This is a genomic window from Niveispirillum sp. (assembly GCF_052437035.1).
In the GTDB taxonomy this organism is placed as follows: Bacteria; Pseudomonadota; Alphaproteobacteria; order Azospirillales; family Azospirillaceae; genus Niveispirillum.
Genome location: NZ_JBQVOH010000002.1, coordinates 24743 through 44430 on the forward strand (window position 1 = coordinate 24743; position 19688 = coordinate 44430).

General features: G+C 63.4%; 13 protein-coding genes. 11 read left to right on the plus strand and 2 right to left on the minus strand.

The genetic code is table 11. The features are described from left to right. Nucleotides 1–24 precede the first annotated feature (24 nt). From ACT6Q8_RS05385 to ACT6Q8_RS05425, 9 genes are all read left to right on the plus strand, one after another. Complete coding sequence (locus tag ACT6Q8_RS05385; protein ID WP_444734256.1) at nucleotides 25–2625, plus strand: TonB-dependent receptor; 2601 nt, start codon at nucleotides 25–27, stop codon at nucleotides 2623–2625. Nucleotides 2626–2644: 19 nt separating this feature from the next. Beyond that, nucleotides 2645–3832 carry an LLM class flavin-dependent oxidoreductase gene (locus ACT6Q8_RS05390; protein ID WP_444734255.1) on the plus strand — a complete coding sequence of 396 codons (1188 nt, stop codon included), beginning with the start codon at nucleotides 2645–2647 and terminating at the stop codon, nucleotides 3830–3832. 14 nt (nucleotides 3833–3846) lie between these two features. After that, on the plus strand, nucleotides 3847–5412 hold the full coding sequence (locus tag ACT6Q8_RS05395) for an ABC transporter substrate-binding protein (RefSeq protein WP_444734254.1): 1566 nt from the start codon (nucleotides 3847–3849) through the stop codon (nucleotides 5410–5412). A 198-nt stretch (nucleotides 5413–5610) separates the two neighbouring features. Next, nucleotides 5611–6837 carry an LLM class flavin-dependent oxidoreductase gene (locus ACT6Q8_RS05400; protein ID WP_444734253.1) on the plus strand — a complete coding sequence of 409 codons (1227 nt, stop codon included), beginning with the start codon at nucleotides 5611–5613 and terminating at the stop codon, nucleotides 6835–6837. After that, nucleotides 6834–8408, plus strand: coding sequence for an ABC transporter substrate-binding protein (locus tag ACT6Q8_RS05405; protein ID WP_444734252.1), 1575 nt, complete (start codon nucleotides 6834–6836; stop codon nucleotides 8406–8408). Before ACT6Q8_RS05400 ends, ACT6Q8_RS05405 begins: the two co-directional genes overlap by 4 nt. Further along, nucleotides 8405–9478 carry an ABC transporter permease gene (locus tag ACT6Q8_RS05410; protein WP_444734251.1) on the plus strand — a complete coding sequence of 358 codons (1074 nt, stop codon included), beginning with the start codon at nucleotides 8405–8407 and terminating at the stop codon, nucleotides 9476–9478. Before ACT6Q8_RS05405 ends, ACT6Q8_RS05410 begins: the two co-directional genes overlap by 4 nt. Continuing rightward, complete coding sequence (locus ACT6Q8_RS05415; RefSeq protein WP_444734250.1) at nucleotides 9475–10326, plus strand: ABC transporter permease; 852 nt, start codon at nucleotides 9475–9477, stop codon at nucleotides 10324–10326. The genes ACT6Q8_RS05410 and ACT6Q8_RS05415 overlap by 4 nt, the downstream gene beginning before the upstream one ends. Then, nucleotides 10316–12112, plus strand: coding sequence for a dipeptide ABC transporter ATP-binding protein (locus ACT6Q8_RS05420; RefSeq protein WP_444734249.1), 1797 nt, complete (start codon nucleotides 10316–10318; stop codon nucleotides 12110–12112). The genes ACT6Q8_RS05415 and ACT6Q8_RS05420 overlap by 11 nt, the downstream gene beginning before the upstream one ends. A gap of 56 nt (nucleotides 12113–12168) precedes the next feature. Next, nucleotides 12169–13335: a sigma-54 interaction domain-containing protein gene (locus ACT6Q8_RS05425; RefSeq protein ID WP_444734248.1), complete on the plus strand. Its 1167-nt coding sequence runs from the start codon at nucleotides 12169–12171 to the stop codon at nucleotides 13333–13335. An 11-nt stretch (nucleotides 13336–13346) separates the two neighbouring features. Here the strand turns inward: ACT6Q8_RS05425 and ACT6Q8_RS05430 are convergent, their stop codons facing one another. Then, the gene (locus ACT6Q8_RS05430; protein ID WP_156344728.1) at nucleotides 13347–13571 is read right to left on the minus strand and encodes a hypothetical protein; all 225 of its coding nucleotides are present in this window, start codon (nucleotides 13569–13571) and stop codon (nucleotides 13347–13349) included. Here ACT6Q8_RS05430 and ACT6Q8_RS05435 point away from each other — a divergent pair. Together ACT6Q8_RS05435 and ACT6Q8_RS05440 are read left to right on the plus strand one after the other, a co-directional pair. Continuing rightward, nucleotides 13570–15831, plus strand: coding sequence for a TonB-dependent receptor (locus tag ACT6Q8_RS05435; protein ID WP_444734247.1), 2262 nt, complete (start codon nucleotides 13570–13572; stop codon nucleotides 15829–15831). The two genes, ACT6Q8_RS05430 and ACT6Q8_RS05435, sit on opposite strands and share 2 nt — an antisense overlap. 54 nt (nucleotides 15832–15885) lie before the next feature. After that, complete coding sequence (locus ACT6Q8_RS05440) at nucleotides 15886–17328, plus strand: amidohydrolase (protein ID WP_444734246.1); 1443 nt, start codon at nucleotides 15886–15888, stop codon at nucleotides 17326–17328. Nucleotides 17329–17460: 132 nt separating this feature from the next. Here the strand turns inward: ACT6Q8_RS05440 and ACT6Q8_RS05445 are convergent, their stop codons facing one another. Further along, entirely contained in the window at nucleotides 17461–19674 is a 2214-nt protein-coding gene (locus ACT6Q8_RS05445; protein ID WP_444734245.1) for a TonB-dependent receptor, read from the minus strand. Between the last annotated feature and the right edge of the window lie 14 nt (nucleotides 19675–19688).

The window sequence follows — 19688 nt, forward strand, 5'->3', positions numbered from 1 at the left end:
GCGGCATGAAGGGGCTTTGTCATCATGAACCTGTATCTGAAATCTTTCCGCCATGCCCTGCTGGGCGGCAGCCTGCTGACCGGCCTGACGCCGGCCCTGGCCCAGGAAACGCCCACCCAGACCGCCAGCCTGATCGCCGAGAATGAGGTGGTCGTGACGGGAGAGCGCATAAAGTCATCGGTGCTGCCCGAACGCCCGCCCCGGTCGATCTATGGGATCGAGGCTTCTGTTCTGGATACGCCGCGCGCCGTTTCGGAGGTGTCTGCCGAACAATTGCTGCGTGATCCGATCCGCAGCACCGATGATTATGTGAAATACGCGCCGGGTATCACCCGTGGCGGGGGGCAGGGGAACAGCGCCGCCCCCACCCTGCGTGGGCTGGCGTCGGAAGTGTTCCAGAACGGCCAGCGCATCTATAAGGAAGGCAATGACCACCCGCTGAACCTGAACGCGTTTGAGGCAGCGGATATTGTGGCCGGCCCGTCATCAGTGGTGTTCGGCCCGTCCAACGCCACGGGCGGCTACGTCAATTACGAGACCAAGAAGCCCTATTTTGATCGTCAGCGCAGCTTCATCACCGGTGAGTTGGGCACTTGGGTTCCGGGTACCAATGAGAGCTTTTCCGACTTCAGCCTGACCGCAGATACGGGCGGCCCGATTTCAGAGGAACTGGCATACCGTTTCAGCCTGAAGGGCAAGCGCGGCGGCACCTATTACGACAATGTCGAGAATAATTATGACAGCGCCTATGGCGCGCTGTCCTGGCGCCCGACCGACCGGGTAACGGTCGATTTCAATGCGTCCTATGACGATTATTATGATTTCAACGTCACCCGTGGCTGGAACCGGCCCACGCAGGAACTAGTCGATAATTTCGGCAGCTACTATGGCGGTCGCGCCACGCCCCTGATCCGGCTGACCGACGGGCGCATTATTTCGCCGGTTTTCACCTCTTCGAACCCGACATCCGCCCCCGTCGGCTATCAGGTGCGTACCCGCAATCCGCAAGCGCAGTATATTGCCGGCCCGACGATCCTGGGGGCGCTGCCCAATGCCACGGCGGGTGCGGCGGGAACCATCGTCGGCTGGGTCTATGATTCGACCATCCCCGGCAACGGCCTGACCCAGATCGATGGGTCCACCGGGTCCGGACGGGCGGAGGACAAGAACACCGCCAAGCGGGAGATCGCGCAGCTTCAGGTCGGGTTCGACGCGTCTGAAAACTGGAACTTCCTGTCTTCCACCTACTTCCAGCATTCGGTGAATACCAATGACAGCGTCGGTTCCTTCCTCTACCGCAATCGCAGCAGCCTGATCGACCAGCGGCTGGAAGCGCGCGGCAAGTTCGATTTCAGCCTGTTCGGCGTGCCGGTGGAATTGCAGAACAACAGCGGGGCCGCCTTCCGCAACCTGAATTACAAGGCTTTGTCGGCCAACAATAATTTCAACTACAATCCTTACGACCTGACCCTGGACCCGTCCAACATCACCCCGGCCTCGCTCTATGGTCTTCGCCAGACCGGTGCGGCGTCGGGCTCCTGGATCGGCACACCCGGTGTGCCGCAACTGTCGCCCTATTTCGGCTATCTGAACCTGCCTGTCATGGTGCCGGTGGAAGGCGGATTGTATGCCGAGCCGGGCGGGTTTCCGCCGGCGGGTGCCGTCTACACCTCCAGTGGCTATATCCGGCAATATAGCGGCTTCACGCAGCAGAATTTCCGCTTTGCCGATGTGGTCGGCCTGAACCTGGGCCTGAACGTCACCCGCATCGACGCCTTCATCCAGAATCCCGTCTATCGCACGGCGGCCGCACAGTATAGCGACAAGGACAGCTATACCCTGCCCAGCTATCAGGCCAGCCTGTTCATTAAGCCGGTGCCGGAGACCACCATCTACGCCACCTATGACCGGTCCAAGGCGGTCAATACCGGCGTGTTCGGCAGCTTCCTGACCTGGGGCCCCGGCAACAAGCTGAACCCGCTGGCCTTCAAAAGCCTGTCGGAACTGTATGAGGGCGGGGTGAAGTGGGACGCGATCCCCGGTAAGCTGGCCACGTCCGCCACCGGCTTTGTCCAGTATCGTGACCTGTCACCCGACACCAACGGCAACATGGCGCGGGTGCGGATCAAGGGTATTGAGGCATCCCTGCGGTATCAGCATTCGTCCAACCTGTCGGGCGGGCTGAATTTCACCAAGCTGGACGCGGTCAACACCTTCATCATCCCCGGCGGCTTTTCCCCGTTCGGGTTCGTGGCCGACAATGCCACCGTATTCGGCGACAGCAACCGTCTGATCGGTCGCACGGGCGGGCGTTACGGGTTGCCGGGTGTGCCCGATTATTCGCTGAACGGCTTTGTCGATTACCGGCTGGAAAGCGGCCTGGGTGCCGAACTGGCGCTTTGGTACACGGGCAAGTTCTACACGAACCTGAGCGAGAGTGTGGAGGTGCCGGACGGGTATCAGGCGAACCTAACGCTTTCCTACCGCCAGCCTGACTATGATTTCGCGGTCCGGGTCATCAACCTGACCAACCAGCATAATTTCCTGAACGCGCTGACCGGCGGTGAATTCCTGCAGCCTCTGCAGCCCCGGTCGTTCCAGGCGACCTTCACCGTCCGCTTCTGATCTGAAAGGTACTTCTATCATGGCGGTCAAGATCCTCTGGTATCTCACGGCACCCGATGGCCCGTTTCCCTGGGAACCGCAGGGGCGCTGGAACACCGATTTCCGGCATATGCAGCAACTGGCGGTGACCATCGACCGGCTGGGCTATTACGGCGCCCTGCTGGGCACCGGCCTGGGGGACGAGGTGCTGACGGTATCGTCCGCCATGATCGGGGTGACCAAACGCATGCGGTTCCTGGCCGCCATCCATCCGGGGTTGCTGTCGCCGGTGAAGTTGGCACAGATCGCCCTGACTCAGGACCGGTTCTCCGGCGGGCGTATGCTGTTCAATGTCGTGAATGGCAATGACACGGTGCTGCCAGTGTTCGGGGTCAATTACGACCATGACGAGCGGTATGATTTCAGCTTCGAATATTGGGACGCGTTCCAGCGCTTCTACAAGGGCCAGCGTGACGGCTATGCCGGCAAATACGTGAAGCTGGCCCCGGCCCCGCCCGAATATGGCCTGGGCCGGCGCGGCGTGCGGGAGGCGCCGCTGAAGACGGTGCAGCTCGATGGCGTGCCGCTCTGGGGGGCGGGCAGCTCTTCTGCCGGTGTGGCGCATTCGGTGAAGCTATTGGACACCTATCTCAGCTTTGCCGACACGCCGCCCAAGCTGGGTGACAAGTTCCGGCGCGTGGCGGCGGAGGCGGCAACTATTGGCCGCACCCTGAATTACGGCACCCGTCTGCAGGTCATCGTGCGCGAGACGGAGGAGGAGGCCTGGGACTACGCGCAATGGCTGCTGGATCACACCCATATCGACTATGCCCGGCAGTCGATTGAGATGCAGCTGCCGCGCGGGCAGACCATCGACAGCTTCACCAGCCCAGATCCCCGCATTCAGCATAATCTGGAGCTTGTCCGCCAGGGTCGGCTGCCACAGGCCAAGGACCTGGAGATTTATCCCAATGTCTGGGTCGGGCCGTCCTTGTTCGGCTTCAACATCCTGTCGCCGCTGGCCGGTACCGCCCTGGTGGGCAGTGCCGAGAATGTCGCCGCGCGCCTGCGTGAGTATGAGGCGCAGGGTTGTGGCGCCTTCATCCTGTCCGGCTTCCCGTTGATCAGCGAGGCGCAGCGTTTCGCCGACCTGGTCTTCCCGCTGCTGGATATCGACCATGGTTTCGACATTCCCCGCCTGGGCCTGCGGGCCGGCGGCGCGGGTTGAGTGGGAGGGGTACCATGAACAGTCTTACACGCCGCCTTCTGCTTGCAGCCGCAGGTGCCGGTGGCTTGCTGGCCCTGTCGGGCTGCGGACCGTCGGAGCAGAAATCCACCGGACCGGGCCCGGGCCCGGTGCCGCGCCGGGGCGGGCGTCTGCGCCTGGGCATTGTCGATGGCGACCGGTCGGGCAATCTGGATGCGCACAAGCCGGTGGGGCTGGGCAGTACCATCCGTGGCTTCGCGCTGTACAGCAAGCTGTGGGAATGGTCGCCATCGATGACGCCGGACCTGGCCCTCGCCGAATTCGCGGAGGTCAACGACGATGCCACCCAATGGACCATCCGCCTGAAACCCGGCCTGGAATTCCACAATGGCAAAAGCATCACGGCTGATGACGTGATCTTTTCCATCCGGCGTCTCACTGATCCGCAACTGGCCTCGCCCTATGGGTCACTGGTCAACCAGATCGACCGGGACAATCTGCAAAGGCTGGACGGGCTGACTGTCCGCGTCCCCGTGCGCGCTGGTCAGGGCTTCATCTCCCTGCCCGACACCTGGACCAATTTTGGCGGCATCGTGCCGGCCGATTATCACCCGGTCACCAACCCGGTCGGTGCGGGGCCGTACAAGCTGAAAAATCCCGGCGATTATGTACCGGGTCAGCGGGCGCTGTTCACCCGGTTCGGGAATTACTTCAAGGACGGCAAACCCTATGCCGACGAGTTGGAGATCATTGAGTTCAAGGACCAGACCAGCCGCATCGCGGCCCTGCTGGCCGGGCAGATTGATCTGGCTAATGCGCTGCTGCCCGAACAGGTGGGGCTGATCCGGCCGGGCAGCGGGGCGCGGGTTCTGGTGTCGCAGACCAATGGCTGGCAATCCTTTGACATGAACACATCCGTGGCCCCGTTCAACGATGTCCGGGTGCGGCAGGCCTTTCGCCTGCTGGTGGACCGCCAGGATCTGGTGGAGCGTGCCCTGCTGGGGCAGGGACGCATCGCCAACGACCTCTATTCCCCGCATGACCCGACCTTTGACAGTACCATCCCCCAGCGCACCCACGACCCCGCCGCCGCCCGCCGTCTGCTGGATGAGGCGGGGTATGGCACGCTAAAGGTGGAACTGGTGGCCAGTCCGGCGGCGGCCAGTGCCGCCCTGGTCCTGGCCGAACAGGCCAAGAAGGCGGGTGTGGAAATCACGGTGCGCAAGGTGGACAATCCCACCTTCACCGGACCGCAGCGGCTGGATTGGGCCCTTTCCAGCGGCGGGGCCATGGGCAGCGGCATGCTGGGCCTGTCCTGGATCCCCACGGGCCTGCATACCGATGCCCCGACCTCCGCCGGCAACAAGACCCATTTCCGCGATCCGGAATTTGCCCGTCTGTTCACGGCGGCCCTGGCCCAACCGGACCTAGAAAAGCGTAAATCCCTGGTGCATGCGGCGCAGCGTATCCAGCATGACAGCGGCGGCATGATCATCTGGGGCTTTTCCAACACCCTGGATGGCATTGCCGACCGGGTCGGTGGGGCGGAGGCCGAGAACTCGCATTTCCCGACCTGGCGCTTCGATAAGCTGTGGGTGTGACAGCGGTTGGCAGGGGCCGGGGCAGGCCTGCGCAGATATCACCAGTTCTGTGCGCGCCCTGTGCATAAAACAACAGTTTAACAATGATAAACTGTCCAATCGTTACGCAGCAATACCATTTCAATAAGTGTGAAATTGGCATGGTCCTTGCGTAATATCACAAGCAAGGCTGCTGCCCCGTTCAACGGAACCTGATCCATGACCCGACCGATCAAGCTGCTCTGGTATCTGACCGCCCCCGATGGCCCCTATCCGTGGCAGCCGGAGGGGCGGTGGCATACGGGCCTGGACCATCTCCAGCAACTGGCCGCCACCATCGACCGGCTGGGTTTCTATGGCGCATTGCTGGGTACCAGCGCCTATGAAAGCCTGGCGGTGGCCGCTGCCCTGATCCCGGCCACCGAACGGATGAAGTTTCTGGTGGCCCAGCATCCGGGCGAGGTGTCGCCCGCCGTCCTGGCCAAATATGCGCAGACCTTCGACCATTTCTCCAAGGGCCGGCTGCTGTTCAATGTTGTGAACGGCAATGATGCCGGTCTGGCGGCGCTGGGTGTGCATTATCCCCATGACGAGCGCTATGAGTTCAGCTTCGAATATTGGGATGCGTTCCGCCGGGTCTATGCCGGTGAACGCGGCGGCTATGACGGTCAGTTCGTGAAGCTGGCCCCGCGCCCGGAAGGGGCTGCCCCGATGAGTGTCTGGGCCGGACCGTATCAGGCAGCGGGTGTGCCGCTCTGGGGTGCGGGCACGTCCGATCCCGGCGTGGCGCATTCGGTGAAGCTGCTGGATGTCTATCTGTCCTTCGCCAATACCCCGCCCAAGTTGGGCGACAAGTTCCGCCGCGTCGGCGCAGAAGCCGCGAAGATCGGGCGGACCCTGCAATACGGCACCCGGTTGCAGGTCATCGTGCGCGAGACGGAGGAGGAGGCCTGGGCCCATGCCGAATGGCTGTTGCAGCGCTCTTCGGTGGCAAATGCCCGCCGGTCGGTGGAACAGCGTCTGCCACCGGGACAGACGTTCGACACCTATGTCAGCGACGATCCGCAGGTACAGCGCAATCTGGAAAGTCTGCGGTCCGGTCGCCTGCCCAGCGCGCGTGATCTGGAAATCTACCCCAATGTCTGGGTGGGACCCGCCTGGTTTGGCTTTGACATCATGGGTCCGGCCTCGGGGACAACGTTGGTCGGCAGTGCCGAGAATGTCGCGGCCCGCCTTCGCGAATATGCCGATCAGGGAACAGATGCCTTCATACTGTCCGGGTTCCCATTGGTGGGGGAAGCGCAGCGTGTCGCCGATTTGCTGTTCCCGCTGCTGAACCTGGATCATGGGTTCGACATCCCCTCGCTGCGGGTGACCCCACCGGTGAGTGAGGTAGCTCCCAAGCCAAAGGCGGCTGCCAATGCCAAGGAGGCCCTGGTCGCATGACAAGCCCGCCTTTCACGCGCCGTGGCCTTATCCTTGGCAGCGCCCTGGCCGGGGGCGCCGCTATTGGCGGGGGCCTGTGGCTGGCACGAGGGTCCGGAACGGCGCCCATTGCGACCACCGCTCAGACTGATGACACCCCGCGCCGGGGTGGTTTGATCCGTGTCGGCACCATCGAGGCGACGCAATCCGGCAATCTGGATGCCCATGCGCCCCTGGGTGCCGGTATCATCCGGGGCTGGGCGCTCTATGCCAAGCTTTGGGAATGGACGCATGATTGCGCCCCGCGTCTGGCTCTGGCAGAGGAGAGCGAGACCAGTGCCGATGGCACCAGCCTGACCGTACGGCTGCGCCGGGGGCTGGAATTCCACCATGGCAAGTCGATCACGGCGGATGATGTGATCTTCTCCATCCGCCGCCTGTCGGACCCTGCCGTCGCATCCCCCTATGCCGCCCTGGTGTCACCGGTGGACAGGGACCGGATCGAAAGGCTGGACGATCTGACGGTGCGTCTGCACGCCAAGCCGGGGCAGGGGCTGGTGGCGCTGCCGGAAACCTGGATCAGTTTCGGCGGCATTGTGCCCACCGATTACCATCCCGTCACCAATGTCGTGGGGGCGGGGCCGTTCCGGCTGGAAAGCTTTGTGCCGGGCCAGCGCGCGACCTTCCGCCGGTTCGAAAATTACTACAAACCGGGCCAGCCCTATATCGACGCGCTGGAAATCATCGAGTTCGGGGATCAGACGGCGCGCGCCCATGCCCTGATCGCTGGTCAGATCGATGTTGCCGATCTGGTGCCCTCTGAACAGGCGCAGCTTCTGCGGGCCACACCGGGCGTGGCCGTGGTGGTGTCGCCCACCAACAATGTGCAGTCGCTGGACATCAATCTCGACCATCCGCAGTTTCAGGATGTGCGGGTGCGTCAGGCGCTACGGCTGCTGGCCGACCGGCAGGATCTGGTCAATCGCGCCCTGCGTGGGGAGGGGCGGGTGGCCAACGACCTCTACGCCCCGCACGACCCAACCTATAACCACGCCATCGCACAGCGCCCCCATGATCCCGATCAGGCGCGTTTCCTGCTGAAACAGGCAGGTGCCGAAGGGCTGGCGGCGGAAATCACCACCAATAATGCCGGTGCCGCAGCGGCCCTGGTCTTTGCCGAGCAGGCGAAACAGGCGGGCCTGTCCCTGACCATCAAGAAACTGGACGATGCCAGCTTCAATGGTCCGCAGAAAAACCAGCGGGCGATCAGCACGGGCGGCATCCCGTCGCGCGGCTTCCTGGCGAGTGCCCTGCATTATGATGCACCCACGGCCACGTCCAACCGCACCAATTTCCGCGATCCGCGTTTCGGCGAATTGCTGACAGCGGCGCTGAAGGAACCCGACATCACCAAGCGCACCCCCCTGGTGCATGAGGCGCAGCAGATACAGCATGAACGTGGCGGCCTGCTGATCTGGGGTTTCAACCATGTGCGCGCGGCGGCGCGGGCCAATATCGGTGGTCTGGCATCGGAACTGACACAGTTCGCGGGCTGGCGCTTCGATGACCTCTGGCGGCGGGAAGTGGGATGACGGCATCGGACAGCACTGCCCCCGTTCTGACGGATACCCGTGCCGCATGGTCGGTTCCGGCCTGGCTGCCCTGGCTGTTGCGCCGGCTGCTGGTCGGGCTGGCGACGGTATTCGCCATCACCATCATCGTGTTCGCCGCGACCCAGGCCCTGCCATCCGATCCGGCCCGCGTGATCCTGGGGCCTGAGGCCACCGAACAGGCGGTGGCCGTGCTGCGCGGGCAATTGGGGCTGGACCAGCCCTTGCCCATTCAATATGCCCACTGGCTGGGCGATGCCTTGCGCCTTGATTTTGGCCGATCGCTCGACAGCGATGTCGAAGCCGTCGCCATCGTGCGCGACCGGTTCGGCAATTCGCTGGTGTTGATGCTGCTGGTGCTGGCGGTCACGGTGCCGCTGTCGCTGCTGCTGGGCGTGGCGCTGGCCGTGCGGCGGGACAGCCGGTTGGATCGCATCGCCATGGCGGGCCTGATCCTGTTCAAGGCGCTGCCCGGCTTCATCCTGGCCATCGGTCTGATCCTGATCTTCGCCACCAATATCCTGCAGGTACTGCCGGCGGTGTCGCTGCTGGACCCACAACGGTCTCCCCTGGCACAGCCCTCATATCTGGTGCTGCCCACGGTCACGCTGGTCCTGTCCATCCTGCCCTTCCTGGTGCGGCTGGTACGGGCCGGAGTGATCGAGGTGCTGGAGGCCGATTATGTGGCCGCCGCCCGGCTGCGCGGCCTGTCGGAACGGCGCCTGCTCTGGCGGCATGCGGTACCGAACGCCCTGGTGCCCACGGTGCAGGGTATCGCCATGACGGCGCGTGTCCTGCTGGGTGGGGCGGTGATCGTGGAGGTGGTCTTCTCCTATCCCGGCCTTGGCAGTGCGCTCAATTCCGCGATCGAGATGCGGGACATCCCGGTCATCCAAGCCATCACCCTGTTGCAGGCGGCGCTGGTGGTGCTGGTCAATCTGGTGGCTGATATCGCCACGGTGCTGCTGACCCCGCGCCTGCGCACGGCGGCGCGGCCAACATTGAAGCCCGGCTCGCGCGCGGCCTGGAAGCTGAGCGGGGGTGGGACATGAGGTTGCCGTTTCCAACTCTGCCGCGGGAACGGCAGTTGCGCCTGGGTCTGGCCCTGCTGCTGGGCGTGCTGCTGTTTGCGCTGGCCGGGCCCGTTATGGCCCCGCATGCGCAGGATGCGCTGGTGGGGCAGCCCTATGGCGCCCCCTCCGGCACGGTCTGGCTGGGCTATGATTATCTGGGCCGGGATGTGGTGTCGCGTCTGCTGCATGGCGGCTGGACGGTGTTGTGGATGAGCTTGGCCTCGGCACTGGCCGCTCTGGTGGTGGGGGCCGCCATCGGCATCCTGGCCGGGTTCGCGGGCCGGCGCACGGATCAGGCCATCGTCTGGGGCACCGATGTCCTGCTGGCCTTTCCCGACCTGATCCTGGTGCTGCTGGTCGTCTCCATGCTGGGGCGGGAGCCGGGGTTGATCGTGCTGACGGTGGCCATCGCCTTTGTCCCCGGTGTCGTAAGGCTTGCGCGTGGCGTCACCATGGGCGTGGCCCGTCTGGAATTTGTGGAGGCGGCGCGGCTGCTGGGCTATCCCGCCACCCGCATCCTGTTTCGGGAAATCCTGCCCAACATCGCCACACCGCTGCTGGTCCATTTCGGCATCATGCTGACCTGGGCCATCTCCATGCTGGCGGGGTTGAGTTTCCTGGGCTACGGCGTTGCGCCGCCCACCGCCGATTGGGGTTTGATGATCAATGAGAACAGGGCGGGTCTGGTGCTGCAGCCCTGGGCGGCCCTGGCACCGGTCGTCCTGATCGGACTGTTCGCGCTGGGCGCCAATCTGGTGGCCGAGGGCGTGTCGCGCCTGAATGCCCGTATCGGTGCCGCAACCGGGGGGAAAACCAATGCCGGCTGAATTCGCCATCGGTCCCGCGTCGGCACCGCTGCTGCGGGTGGAGGGGTTGCGGGTTTCCCTGACAGGTGCCAGGGCCGATATCGTCAGCGATATCGGCTTCACCCTGCGCCCCGGGGAGATTGTGGGGCTGGTCGGGGAAAGCGGATCGGGCAAAAGCACCATTGCCGCCGCTCTGCTTGGCCATGCCCGCAAAGGAGCGGTGATCACGGGCGGGCGGGTGATCCTGGACGATCTGGACATCCTGTCCGCCGATGCACCGGCCCTGCGGGATTTGCGTGGGGCCAGGGTGGCGCATGTGCCGCAGGACCCGGGTGCCGCGCTGAACCCCATGCTGCGCATCGGTGCGCATCTGGATGAAGTGCTGGATGTACATGCATCCGGCATGACGCCGGATCAGCGGGTGGAGCGTGTGGCGGCGGTGATGGCGGATGTCGGCCTGCCCACCGACACCGCCTTTCGCCAGCGCTTCCCGCATCAACTTTCTGGCGGCCAGCAGCAGCGTGTGCTGCTGGCCCTGGCCTTCCTGCTGCGGCCCCGGCTTGTTGTCCTGGACGAGCCGACGACGGCGCTGGATGTCGTGACCAAGGCGCAGGTCCTGGAAACCGTGCACCATCTCTGCCGCCGGCAGGGGGCATGCGCGCTGTATGTGTCCCATGATCTCAGCGTTGTGCGCGATCTGGTCGACCGTCTGGTCGTGCTTTATGCAGGCCGGGTGGTAGAGGCGGCGGCCAGCCATACCCTGTTCGCGGAGCCGCGCCATCCCTATACGCGCGGCCTGCTGGCGGCCATGCCCGATATCGCGGTGCGCCGCCATCTGCTGGCTGTGCCCGGCCATGCCGCGGCCCCGGCCGCGCGCGGGGAGGGGTGTCCGTTCCGCAGCCGTTGTGGTGCAACCACCGACCGTTGCCTTGACCTGCCGCCCTGGCAGGAGCAGGGCCGCGGGCATGGGGTTGCCTGTCATCATCCTGTCTCCGGTTCCCTGGCCGTCGCCGTTGAACAGACCGGTCCGGCGGCTGGCACCGGTGGCCGTGAGCCCTTGCTGTCCGTGCGGGGTGCCACGGCCCGTTATGGCAAGCAGGTGGTGCTGTCCGGTGTGGATCTTGATCTTCATGCCGGTGAATGCACGGCCCTGGTGGGGGCGTCGGGGTCCGGCAAGACCACGCTGGCCCGCGCCATCATGGGGCTAGGGGAAGATATCGCCGGAACCTTGCTGCTGGACGGTGTGGCGCAAGGGTTGCGTGAGGGGTTGCGGGGGACGGCACAGCGCCGCCGCATCCAGTACATCTTCCAGAACCCGTCACGTGCCCTGAACCCACGTCAAAAGGTGGGAGATATCCTGGGGGCTGTGGCGCGGCATTTCCTCCCCCTGGACCGGGGGCAGACGGCGGCGTGCGTGGCCGCAACCCTGGCCAAGGTGGCGCTGCCCGCCAGTGCCGCCGACCGTTTTCCAGCCGAACTGTCGGGTGGGGAGCAGCAGCGCGTGGCCATTGCCCGCGCCCTTATCTGCGAACCCGATCTGCTGATCTGTGACGAGATCACATCGGCCCTGGACGTGTCGGTGCAGGCGGCAATTGTCGAGCTTCTGCGTGGGTTGCAGCAAGAGGGGCTGACCCTACTGTTCGTCACCCATGATCTGGCCCTTGTCCGCTCCATCGCTGACCGGGTGGTGGTGCTGAATGCCGGGGCCATTGTGGAACAGGGGGCGGCGGGTCCGCTGCTGGACTGCCCGCACCACCCCTATACCCGATCCCTGATCGCGGCCAGTGGCCGGGCGGTGGCGTCATGATCCGTCATCTCTGTTGTCCCATCGGCCTTCCATGAACAGCAAGGACAGCCAGCGACATGCATGACGGGCCGGACCCGGCCGAAGGGGAAGATGAGATGATCCATGGAACCGACCGCGCGGCTCTGTCGCGCCACCCGTCGCCCGGCCCCGCCGGTCAGGTCATCCATCTGGATCATGTCCAGGCCCCGCCCCGTGTCGCCCGTGCCCGCGCCCTGATCTTCAATGATGACAAATCGCGGGCGCTGCTGTCCCTGATGGCGCGCGTGGCGCCCAGCGATGCGTCGGTGATGATCACGGGTGAGACGGGGACGGGCAAGGAACTGGCGGCCCGCCATATCCACCGCCTGTCGAACCGCGCCGACAAGCCGTTCCTGGCCATCAATTGCGGCGCCTTCACCGAGACCCTGATCGAAAGCGAGTTGTTCGGCCATGAGAAGGGGGCCTTCACGGGGGCGTTCGCCGGCCGCCCCGGCTGGTTCGAGGCAGCACATGGCGGCACCATCTTCCTGGATGAGATCGGGGATTTGTCCTTGTCGCTGCAGGTGAAACTGCTGCGTGTCCTGCAGGAACGTGAAGTTGTGCGGGTGGGCGCGCGGACCAGCATCCCTGTCAATGTCCGCGTCATCGCCGCCACCAATGTCGATCTGTTGAAGGCGGTGGCCGCCGGGCGCTTCCGGGAGGATCTCTATTACCGATTGCAGGTGGTGCATCTGCCGCTGCCGCCGTTGCGGGACCGCCGGGACGACATTTTGCCCCTGGCCGATCATTTCGTGCGTCTCTACGCCTCCAATGAAAGCACTCTCCCGCTGATCATCGCCCCGGAAGCGGCGATGGCGCTGCGCGCCTATCATTGGCCGGGCAATATCCGAGAGCTGGAAAATGTCGTCCACCGCGCCACGCTGGTCTGCCAGGGTGGCCTGATCCGGGTGCCTGACCTGTTGCTGCCCACGGCGGCGCACCCCCTACCGACCGTCGACGCCGGCAGGTCGCGTGTGCCCGACCCCGTCCAGGACCCGCTGGACGCCATCCGTCCGCTGCTGCATCAACTGTTTCAGCGCGGGGAACCGGACCTGCTGGACCGGCTGATCGATCTGATCATGCATGAGGCCCATGCCTTCGCGCAGGGAAACCAGGTGCGCACGGCCTCCATCCTGGGCGTGACGCGTAATGTCATCCGCACTTATCTGAAGCGGGTTGGTATCCTGAAACGCGCCGACGATTGAGACCCCGTCCCTCATATCTGCACAGGATTGCATTCGTCTGTGTGCGGTTCTGCGCAGGTGCTGGTTAAAACCCACCAGGACGTCGCTGGGGCCAGATCAAAATTATCAGGATCTTCCTTGGATTTGTAAAATTGGTACAGCATTTGCTGAGTAAAATGTAGTTCGGCAAAATTAACAAAAATCATGAGTGATTTTTGGTCGAACGGATTTCCAAAATCCTGTTCTGGAGCCATCATGACCCCCCGTATCCGCTGCAAGGCGATGTTGCTGGCGCCCATTCTGCCGCTGGCCGTTTCCATTGCCCATGCACAGCCCGCCGCCGAGGCCGAGGCGAACGGTCCGATCACCGAGATCATTGTTACTGCTCTGAAGCGCAGTGAACGTCTGCTGGACGTGCCGGCCAGCATCACGGCCCTGGGGGAAGAAAGCCTGAAGGCCGGCAGCATCGACAGCGCCAACGATCTGGTTCGCGCCGTGCCCAGCTTGACCATCACCGATCAGGGACCGGGCCAGCGCCGTTTCACCCTGCGTGGTGTGCGCAGTGCTGGTGATGCCCAGGTTGGCATCTATTATGATGAAACACCGCTGGTCGGTCCGCCCGGCACCACCAGTGATGCTGGCGCCAGCCAGTCCGATTTCCGGCTGTTCGATATCGAGCGGGTCGAGGTTCTGCGCGGGCCGCAAGGTACGCTGTACGGTTCCGGTTCTGTGGGTGGCACCATCCGTCTTGTCACGCAGAAGCCGGGTTTCGAACCGGAAGCCAAGATCGACCTGACCGGCACGAGCACCCGGCATGGTGGCAAGGGCTATCAGATCAACACAGCCCTCAACGCACCATTGGTGGCGGACAAGCTGGCGGCCCGTGTCGTCTATTTCCGTCAGCAGGATGATGGCTGGGTCGACAATCCCGGTCTGGGGCTGGAGCGTATCAACCGGACCTTCAGCCATGGTGGCCGCCTTCTGGTCCGGGCCCTGCCGGTGGAAGGTCTGACCCTGGACCTGGCGGCGCATTACCTGCGCTCCTCCGGCGGGGCCAGCACATGGTCACCGGCGGCGGGCACCTATAATGCCGTCAATCGCTCCCAGGTGCCCTATTCGGATGAACAGCGGGTGTTCAGCTTCTCCGGCAAGGCCGAGCTGGGATTTGCCGATGCGGTTTTCACCACCTCATATCAGGACCGCGACAGCGTGGTGACGCGCGATCCCACCTACCTGTTCCAGTCCTTCAAGAACTCGGCGGCCAATTGCCGGACCCGCTTTGCCACCGCTTTCTGCGCCACGCCCGCCGGCATCACGGCCTTCAACGCCTATGTCGACAGTCTGACGCCCGTTATCTATTACCAGCCGCAATCGGTCAGCAACTGGACCAATGAATTCCGGCTGCAATCGTCGGATGGCGGTCCGCTGCAATGGACGGTCGGCCTTTATTATGAGGATCGTGATGCCAGGGTCCTGTCGGAGGCCCGGCGGACCAGCGGCACCAATGGTCTGCCCATCGCTGCCGCCCCGCTGCTTCAGCGACATGTCGTGGATGATCTGAAGCAGAAGGCGGTTTTCGGTGAGGTAACCTATGAGATATTGCCCGACCTGAAACTGACGGGTGGTGGTCGCTATTACGATTACGACAAGACAGTCGGCGGGGATACGACGGTCGGTCTGGACATTCTGCGCACCAGCGTGACACCCTTTGCGCTGTACAAGTCCGGTGACAAGGGTGGCCTCTACAAGGCCAATATCAGTTGGAAACCCGACGATGCGGTCCAGCTTTATGCCCAGGCGGCCAGTGGCTATCGGCCCGGTGGCGTCAATCAGGTGCTGGGTCTGGCCCAGGCGCTGGGCTATCAGCCCGATGATTTGAAAACCTATGAAGCCGGGGCCAAGGCATCACTGTTCGATGGGCTGCTGACGGGAGCCTTGTCCGGCTACATCACCGACTGGTCGGACATGCAGGTGTCCATCAATTCCGGATCCTTCGTCTATCTGGGTAATGCCGGTGCCGCCCGCATCAAGGGGCTGGAACTGGAAGCCGCCTTGCATCCGCTTGATGGCTTGACGCTGTCCGGATATGGGGTGCTGACATCGGCCAAGCTGACCCAGGATCAGGTACCCGACGGGGTGACGCCGTTGGCGACCACGGCCCGCAAGGGCGACCGTGTCCCCTTTATCGCGCGCAAAAGCTTCTCCCTGTCCGCCACCTATGGGGCGGCGGTGAGCGCGGCGTGGAACGGCTTTGTGCGGGGTGATGTGAACTATGTCGGGCCGTCGCGCGCCGACTTCCGGCCCAATGCCATCGGCTATCGCGCCCTGGGCGATTGCTACCAGAGCAATGTCCGGCTGGGCGTCGATAATGGGACCTGGGGGCTGCAGCTTTATGTCAACAACCTGACGGATGAGGTCGGGCGTGTTGCCGCCGGCAATGTGTTGGGCGGCAGCATTGAGACGGTCACCAGCATCGCGCCGCGCACCGTTGGCGTGAACCTGAATGCCAAGTTCTGACCTGCATCTCCAAGGAGGACGATCATGAAAAGAGAATTGCAAAAGCAGGCATGCTTGCGGGCTCTCGGCATCGCGCTGTGCCTGTCGGTTCCGGCATATGCGGCACCGGAGGAGGGAGATGCCAAGGCCATCCTGGCTTCTGTCGACAGCCTGACGCCCAAACTGGCGGCTGCTGCCCAGGATGTCTGGTCCTATGCCGAGGTGGGTTTCAAGGAGGGAAAGAGCACCGCGCGGCTGCAAAAGGACCTGAAGGACGCGGGTTTCAAAATTGAAACCGGTGTCGCGGGCATTCCCACGGCCTTTGTCGCGACCGCGGGATCGGGCGGGCCGGTCATTGCATTGTTGGCCGAATATGATGCGCTGCCTGGCCTGTCGCAAACGCCCACCGCAGAGCGGCATTCCGCCGGTGGTATTGCCGGCCATGCCTGCGGTCATAATCTGCTGGGGGCTGCTTCCGTTACGGCGGCCATCGCGCTGAAGAAATGGCTGGACAAAACAGGCGTCAAGGGCACCATCCGCCTTTACGGCAGCCCCGCAGAGGAAGGGGGCTTTGCCAAGGTCTATTTTGTGCGCGAGGGCCTGTTCAAGGATGTGGATGCCGTCTTGTCCTGGCATCCGGGCGGCTCTAACCGGGCATCGCAGGGACAGCTTCTGTCCATGCTGACCGCGAAGTTCACCTTCAAAGGGGTGCCATCGCATGCCGCCGCGGCACCGGAGCGGGGGCGTTCGGCCCTGGACGGCGTGGAAATCCATAATATTGCGGTGAATTACCTGCGCGAGCATGTGCCACAGGAAACCCGCATCCACTACACCATCACCAACGGCGGCGATCAGCCAAATATCGTACCCGCCAATGCCCAGAGCTTCTACTATGTACGCCACCATGATCCGGCTGTCGTCCAGGATGTCTGGAACCGGGTGAAGAAGGCGGCGGATGGTGCGGCGCTGGCCACCGGGACGCAAGTCTCGGTTGAAATCATCGGAGGTTCCTATTCCACCTTGCCCAATGACACGCTGGGCCGGGTGGTGGATGCCAGTCTGAACCGGGTTGGCGGCTATCGCTTCACGGCGGAAGAAGCAGCCTATGCCAAGGCAGTCGCGGCCACGCTGCCCGGCGGCAACGGCGATCCGGGCGACCCGTCGAAGATCGGGGCCTATGAATTTGGCCGCAAAGGGTCCGCTTCTTCTGATGTTGGTGATATCAGCTGGGTCGTGCCAACAGCCAGTCTGGGGACCGCCACTTGGCCCGCTGGCACACCACCCCATAGCTGGCAGGCGGCATCAGCCAGCGGCACCAGCATCGGTGTCAAGGGGGCGGTGGTGGCGGCCAAGACGCTTGCTCTTTCCGCCACGGAACTGTTCCGCAAACCGGAGATCGCCGTGAAGGCGAAGGAGGAGCTTCTGAAAAGCCGGGGCAGGGATTTTACATACACGCCCCTGCTGGGCGACCGTGCCCCGGCTCTGGACTACACAGATCGGCCCGGTGCCGGGGGCTGAAACAGGCACCCGTCTTAGATAAGACCTGGGAATCTCTGAAAATTCTAGATTTGCGACGGCGCGGTTCATGGATCCGCGGGCGGCATCTGTTGCGTTGAAGGGCGGTGGCTGACGCCGCCGCCCCCCATCCGGTCAGAAATCCACCCCGAAACGCACGCCGATTTCACGGGGTGCGCCCAGGAACTGGTTGGTGGACGCCGATGCCATGCCCGCGACATAGCGTTCATCGGTCAGGTTGGTGGCATACAACTCCGCCCGCCAATTATCCCGGTTCAAGGTCAGGCGGGCAGAGATGAGGTCATAGGCGGCAAGCCTGTCGGAGATCGGCGAGTAGCCGATATAGCTGTAGCGTTTACCGACATAGGAATAGTTCAGACGCGGCACCAGCGTTGTCTGGTCGTTGATGCTGAACGTGTACTGGGCGCCGATATTGCCGCTCCAGGTCGGGGAATAGAGGCTGGGTCCTGCCTTGGTCACCGCCATGAACGGCATATAGTTAAAGCAGAGCGGCGGTGCCGACGGCGTGCCGGCGGGGCATTGCGGGCCCAGGGTGCCCGGCGGCAACGGGCGGGTATTGACATAGGGGACGCCACCATTCAGGCGGGAATCCACATAAGACACACCGCCATCGAAGCGGAAGCCGCCATACTGTCCCTCCACCTGTGCCTCCAAACCCTTGATGGTGGCATTGGTGATGTTCCGGATACCGGCCTGCCCGGACGCGGTGTCCAGGATATCGAACTGGAAGTTCGAATAATCATTGTAGAAGGCCGCCACCTGGGTGCGGACATGCCCGTCGAACAGGGTGGATTTCCAGCCCATTTCGTAATCCCAGACCGTCTCCGCCCGGAACCGGGAATCCATGGAATTGAACCCGCCGGGTTTGTACCCACGGGCAGCGAACACATAGAAAAGGTTATCCTCGTCCATGTTGAAATTCAGGTTGGCCTTGCCGGTGTAGACCGACTCCTTGTGCGCGCCAGAAAGGTCGCTGACCTCCAGCCCGGTCGGCGGAAAACCCGGAATGCCACGCCCGATGAAGACGCCGCCCGTTCCCGTCGCCTTGTAGTGTGAATACCGCCCGCCCAGCTGCAACTCAAACTGATTACTCAGATCGTAATTGCCCTGCATGAACAGACCGGTCGTGGTCCGCTTGTTCTGGGGCAGGATGTCGGTCGGGAAACCGCCGCTGTTTTCCAGGATACGGACATCAATGACATTGCGCTGGAAATAGCCGCCCAGAATCCAGTTGAACCGTTCCTCCTCCGGGGAGATCAGGTTCAATTCCTCGCTATATTGCTTTTCATTGGCGTAATAGTCCCAGGCGACCTGCCCACCGAGTGACGCCGGGGCGCGGGTACCGTCAATATCGTCCAGGCTGTTGATGGTCTTGTCCTGATATCCGGAGACGGAACGCAGGACGATATCGTTGGCGAAGGTCTTGCGCAGTTCCAGGCTGGTGATCAGCGCCTCTTCCCGGTGCATGGTCGGGGTGTCGTAGCTGAGCCCGAAATAGTCGCGGGGGGTGTACGGCGCGAAATAGGTGCCGGGAATGGGCTGGTACGCGTAACCACCGGTACGCATGTCATTATACTGAACCTTGGCCAGGGCCTCGACGCTTTCATTCTCGAACAGAAGGCCGATACGGGCACCCCTCTCCTCCAGTTTGCCCGCTTTGTTATTGAACGGCCCGTCATCCTTGTAATAGCTGTCGTGACCCCGCACGAAGCCCGCGACGCGCAAGGCAAGCGTATCGCCGACCGGAACACCGGTTGCGGCCTCCAGCGAATAGGTGTTGTCGGTGCCATAGCCAGCGGTGACGTACCCGCTCTGGTCATCAATCTTGGGGCTGCGTGACGTCAGGAAAATCGCCCCGCCGGTAGAGTTGGAACCGACCAGCGTGCCCTGCGGCCCGCGCAGCACCTCCACACCGGCCAGATCATAGAAACTGTTGAACTGCACGATTGGCGGCTGGAAAAGGCCATCCACATAGGTGGCAACACCTGCCGTGGCATTGGGGGAATTGCTGGCCAGACCGATGCCGCGAATGTTCACGGACTGGGTCTGGCCGGCATTGGTGATCGACAGCGACGGTGTGGCGGTTTGCAGATCGGCCAACTGCACCACCGCCTTGGCTTCCAACTGGCTGGCGTCCAGTGCCGTGATGGCGATGGCCACTTTCTGCAGGTTTTCCGAACGCCGCTGGGCCGTGACGACAATCTCTTCAAGCACGAAGCCGGCTTTTTCGTCGGTTTCCGGGGGCGTTGTCTGTGCAAATGCGGCGGTGCTGATCGCGGTGGCGGTGGCCAGGGTCAAGCCCGCCACTTTCCGATGGACCTTCGTCATCGTTCATTCCCTCC